This is a genomic window from Pseudomonas sp. K5002 (genome assembly GCF_013386655.1).
Taxonomy (GTDB): Bacteria; Pseudomonadota; Gammaproteobacteria; order Pseudomonadales; family Pseudomonadaceae; genus Aquipseudomonas.
In genome coordinates this window covers 1-428 of the sequence record NZ_JACARK010001511.1, presented here as the reverse complement: position 1 = coordinate 428, position 428 = coordinate 1, and the positions used below count along the sequence as shown (strand labels likewise).

Below are 428 nucleotides of genomic sequence, written 5' to 3'. Positions count from 1 at the left end.
GGCCACGGCCAGGCCGTCGTAGGCATTCGCCAATATCCGCGCCGCCGCCGGGTTCGGCGCGGCGACGATGCGATGACGAAACCCCAGTTCGGTCAGCTCCTTGCGCAAGCGTGCTTCGAGCAACGGCCAGGGCCCGAACAGGCCCAGGCTCGACTCGATCTCGAACAGCAACGCCCGTGGGTAGAACACGCTGACCTGGGAGCTGAAACGGTAGGCCCAGGCGGCGAGAAACTGCTGCCAGTATTCGATCTGCGCCGGGTCGTATTCGGCGCAGGCGAACGCCTTGGTCAAGGCATGGGCCGCCGTCAGCGACTGGCCGGGGCGCAGGCCGAGTTTGCGCGCGGCGTCATTGACGGTTTGCAGCACCCGCCGCTGCGGCGTGCCGGCCAGCAGGGCCAACGGCTGGTCCGGTTCGGGGCGCGAACGCA

1 pseudogene is annotated in these 428 nt (G+C 68.7%); it reads right to left on the bottom strand.

Annotated features, from left to right (window positions below):
* Window positions 1-428, bottom strand: a pseudogene (locus tag HX846_RS37585) (DNA polymerase Y family protein); the annotation flags it as partial.